Genomic DNA, 4,224 nt, shown 5'->3' with positions numbered 1-4,224 from the left:
CCCGTGGTCATGTCTCGCAGGGCGGGCGCACGCGCGTGTGCCCCCGGCGGCTGACTAGGCTGGGCCCTTACCGCCCCGCGCCCCAAGGACATCCCCCGTGAGAACTGCGCTCGTCATCGGAACCGGACTGATCGGCACCTCCGCCGCACTCGCCCTCGCCGGCCGGGGCGTCACGGTCCACCTGCGCGACCACGACCCGGCGAGCGCCCGGACCGCCGCCTCGCTCGGCGCGGGCACCGACACGGAACCCGAGGGCCGGGTGGACCTCGCGATCGTCGCCGTACCGCCGGCGCACGTCGCCGCCACCCTCGCCGAGGCCATGCGCGCCGGGGCCGCCCGCGGCTACCTCGACGTGGCCAGCGTCAAGGGCGGGCCGCAGCGGGAGCTGGCGGCCCTGGGCCTCGACCTCACCGCGTACATCGGCAGCCACCCGATGTCCGGCAAGGAGCGCTCCGGCCCGCTCGCCGCCACCGCCGACCTCTTCGAGGGCCGGCCCTGGGTGCTCACCCCGACCCGGGACACCGACACCGAGGTCCTCAACCTGGCCCTCGAACTGGTCGCGCTCTGCCGCGCCGTCCCCGTCGTCATGGACGCCGACGCCCACGACCGCGCGGTCGCGCTCGTCTCCCACACCCCGCAGCTGGTCTCCTCGATGGTCGCCGCCCGCCTGGAGGAGGCGGAGGAGTCGGCCGTACGGCTCTGCGGGCAGGGCATCCGGGACGTCACGCGGATCGCCGCGTCCGACCCGCGCATGTGGATCGAGATCCTCTCCGCCAACCCCGGGCCGGTCGCCGACGTCCTCTCCGGCGTCGCCGCCGACCTCGACGAGACCGTCCGCGCCCTGCGCGCGCTCCAGTCCGCGGACGAGGAGAAGCGGCGGGACGGCGCCACCGGCGTCGAGGACGTGCTGCGGCGCGGCAACGCCGGGCGGGCCCGGGTCCCCGGCAAGCACGGCGCCGCGCCCACGGCCTACGAGACCGTCGCGGTGCTCATCAGCGACCGCCCCGGCGAGCTGGCCCGCATCTTCGCGGACGCGGGGCGGGCCGGGGTCAACATCGAGGACGTGCGGATCGAGCACGCGACCGGGCAGCAGGCGGGCCTGGTCCAGCTCATGGTCGCCCCCGAGGCGGCCCCCGCCCTCTCCCAGTCCCTGCAGTCCCAGGGCTGGTCCCTCCGCACGCCCTGACCCCCGCCGGCCCGCGCCGGTGCGCCGGGCCGCCCCGGTGCGGGAGGGGTCGGGGGACGTTGGGCCGGACGGGTGTGGGGGACTCGGTAACCTTAGAGGAGTCCCGGACTGCCGCCGGGGCCGCCGCCCACCCAGGAAGGTCCCCCTCACCGTGGAATCCGTGATCGTCGCCATCGACGGCCCCTCCGGCACGGGCAAGTCGAGCACCTCGAAGGCGGTCGCCGCCAAGCTGGGGCTGAGCTACCTGGACACCGGTGCCCAGTACCGGGCGATCACCTGGTGGATGATCAGCAACGGTGTGGACGTGACCGACGCCGACGCCGTCGCCTCCGCCGCCGGCAAGCCCGTCATCGTCTCCGGCACCGACCCGTCCCGCCCGACCATCACGGTCGACGGCGCCGACGCCTCCGGTCCGATCCGGACCGAGGAGGTCACCTCCAGGGTCAGCGCGGTCAGCGCCGTCCCCGAGGTCCGCGCCCTCATCACCGAGCTCCAGCGGACCATCGCCCGCGAGGCCGAGCAGGGCATCGTCGTCGAGGGCCGGGACATCGGCACCACCGTGCTCCCCGACGCCGACCTCAAGATCTTCCTCACCGCCTCGCCCGAGGCCCGTGCCGCCCGCCGCTCCGGCGAGCTGAAGGGCGCCGACGTGCGGGCCACCCAGGAGGCCCTGGTCAAGCGGGACGCGGCGGACTCCAGCCGCAAGACCTCCCCGCTCGCCAAGGCCGGCGACGCCGTCGAGGTCGACACCACCGAGCTCACCCTCGACCAGGTCATCGAGTGCGTCGTCACCCTGGTGGAGGAGAAGCGGGCGGGCGGCAAGTGACCCAGCCCTCCGCGAAGGGGGCCGCCGTCGGCCGTCGCATCGGCATCGGGCTGATGTACGGCCTCTGGAAGCCGCGCGTGCTCGGCGCCTGGCGGGTCCCGGCCTCCGGTCCCGCCATCCTCGCCGTCAACCACGCGCACAACATCGACGGCCCCATGCTCATGGGCACCGCCCCGCGCCCCGTGCACTTCCTCATCAAGAAGGAAGCGTTCGTCGGGCCGCTGGGCGGCTTCCTGGAGGGCATCGGGCAGCTCAAGGTCGACCGCGACTCCACCGACCGGAAGGCGATCGGCGACGCGCTCGGCGTGCTGGAGCAGGGCGGGGTCCTCGGGATCTTCCCGGAGGGGACCCGCGGCGAGGGCGACTTCGCCTCGCTCCGCGCCGGTCTCGCCTACTTCGCCGTCCGCAGCGGCGCCCCGATCGTCCCGGTCGCGGTGCTGGGCAGCACCGAGCGGCCCGGACGGCTCGTGAAGGGGCTTCCGGCCCTCCGCAGCCGGGTGGACGTCGTCTTCGGGGACGCCTTCGAGGCCGGCGACGGCAGCGGGCGGCGTACCCGCAAGGCGCTGGACGAGGCCACGCTCCGGATCCAGGAGCACCTCACCGACCACCTGAAAAACGCCAGGCGCCTCACCGGGCGCTGAGCGACACTCTGAGTAGTGGGCCCCACGGCTCCCGCCGTCGGATCCCACCGACCACGAATGATCAAGGAACGGACTTCATGAACGACCAGCACGACCACGGGGCACTTGGCGACGCCGAGTACGCGGAGTTCATGGAGCTCGCCGCGGAAGAAGGCTTCGACGCCGAGACCGTCGAGGAGGCGATCGAGGAGGCCGGCCACGGCCCGCTCCCCGTCCTCGCCGTCGTCGGCCGTCCGAACGTCGGCAAGTCGACCCTGGTGAACCGCATCATCGGCCGCCGCGAGGCCGTCGTCGAGGACAAGCCGGGCGTCACCCGCGACCGCGTCACCTACGAGGCCGAGTGGGCCGGCCGCCGCTTCAAGGTCGTCGACACCGGCGGCTGGGAGCAGGACGTCCTCGGCATCGACGCCTCCGTCGCCACCCAGGCCGAGTACGCCATCGAGGCCGCCGACGCCTGCCTCTTCGTCGTGGACGCCACGGTCGGCGCCACCGACACCGACGAGGCCGTCGTCAAGCTGCTCCGCCGCGCCGGCAAGCCGGTCGTGCTGGCCGCCAACAAGGTCGACGGCCAGTCCGGCGAGGCCGACGCGGCCACCCTGTGGTCCCTGGGCCTCGGCGAGCCGTTCCCGGTCTCCTCGCTGCACGGCCGCGGCACCGGCGACCTCCTCGACGAGGTCCTGCGGAAGCTGCCCGAGGCCCCCGAGCAGACCTTCGGCAAGGCCATCGGCGGCCCCCGCCGCATCGCCCTCATCGGCCGCCCCAACGTCGGCAAGTCCTCCCTGCTCAACAAGGTCGCCGGCGAGGACCGCGTGGTCGTCAACGAGCTGGCCGGCACCACCCGCGACCCGGTCGACGAGCTGATCGAGCTCGGCGGCGTGACCTGGAAGTTCGTCGACACCGCCGGCATCCGCAAGAAGGTCCACCTCCAGGCCGGCGCCGACTACTACGCCTCCCTCCGCACGGCCGCGGCCGTCGAGAAGGCCGAGGTCGCGGTCATCCTCATCGACACCACCGACAACATCTCGGTCCAGGACCAGCGGATCATCACGATGGCCGTCGAGTCCGGCCGCGCCATCGTCATCGCCTACAACAAGTGGGACGAGCTCGACGAGGAGCGCCGCTACTACCTGGAGCGCGAGATCGAGACCGAGATGCAGCAGGTCTCCTGGGCACCCCGGGTCAACGTCTCCGCGAAGACCGGCCGCCACATGGAGAAGCTGGTCCCGGCGATCGAGACCGCCCTCGCCGGCTGGGAGACCCGCGTCCCCACCGGCCGGCTCAACGCCTTCCTCGGCGAGCTCGTCGCCGCCCACCCGCACCCGATCCGCGGCGGCAAGCAGCCCCGCATCCTCTTCGGCACCCAGGCCGGCACCAAGCCCCCGCGCTTCGTGCTCTTCGCCTCGGGCTTCCTGGAGGCCGGCTACCGCCGCTTCATCGAACGCCGGCTGCGCGAGGAGTTCGGCTTCGAGGGCACCCCGATCCACATCTCGGTGCGCGTCCGCGAGAAGCGCGGCAAGAAGAAGTAACCCGCGCCGAGCGGACGGCCGAGGGCCGGAGTCGTACCGTACGAC

Annotated in this window: 4 protein-coding genes; all 4 read left to right on the top strand. The window is 73.5% G+C overall.

Annotation, left to right across the window (positions count from 1 at the left end; genetic code table 11):
* Positions 1 to 97 precede the first annotated feature (97 nt).
* The 4 genes from ACFW1I_RS38065 to der all read left to right on the top strand — a co-directional run bounded on the left by ACFW1I_RS38065 (position 98) and on the right by der (position 4,179).
* Positions 98 to 1,186 (top strand): prephenate dehydrogenase, encoded by a 1,089-nt coding sequence (locus ACFW1I_RS38065; protein WP_384678663.1) that lies wholly within the window; start codon positions 98 to 100, stop codon positions 1,184 to 1,186.
* A gap of 151 nt (positions 1,187 to 1,337) precedes the next feature.
* Positions 1,338 to 2,012 (top strand): (d)CMP kinase, encoded by a 675-nt coding sequence (gene cmk / locus ACFW1I_RS38060; protein ID WP_384678660.1) that lies wholly within the window; start codon positions 1,338 to 1,340, stop codon positions 2,010 to 2,012.
* The gene (locus ACFW1I_RS38055) at positions 1,967 to 2,653 is read left to right on the top strand and encodes a lysophospholipid acyltransferase family protein (protein WP_384678657.1); all 687 of its coding nucleotides are present in this window, start codon (positions 1,967 to 1,969) and stop codon (positions 2,651 to 2,653) included. The genes cmk and ACFW1I_RS38055 overlap by 46 nt, the downstream gene beginning before the upstream one ends.
* 77 nt (positions 2,654 to 2,730) lie before the next feature.
* Positions 2,731 to 4,179, top strand: a complete 1,449-nt coding sequence (gene der, locus ACFW1I_RS38050; protein WP_384678654.1) for a ribosome biogenesis GTPase Der — start codon at positions 2,731 to 2,733, stop codon at positions 4,177 to 4,179.
* Positions 4,180 to 4,224: the final 45 nt, after the last annotated feature.

It is taken from the genome of Streptomyces sp. NPDC058955 (assembly GCF_042741435.1).
Taxonomy (GTDB): Bacteria; Actinomycetota; Actinomycetes; order Streptomycetales; family Streptomycetaceae; genus Streptomyces.
This window is presented reverse-complemented; position numbering and strand designations above follow the sequence as displayed.

Excerpts from the sequence above, each read along its gene's own strand:
- der (WP_384678654.1), top strand. The coding sequence starts at position 2,731 with ATGAACGACCAGCACGACCACGGGGCACTTGGCGACGCCGAGTACGCG.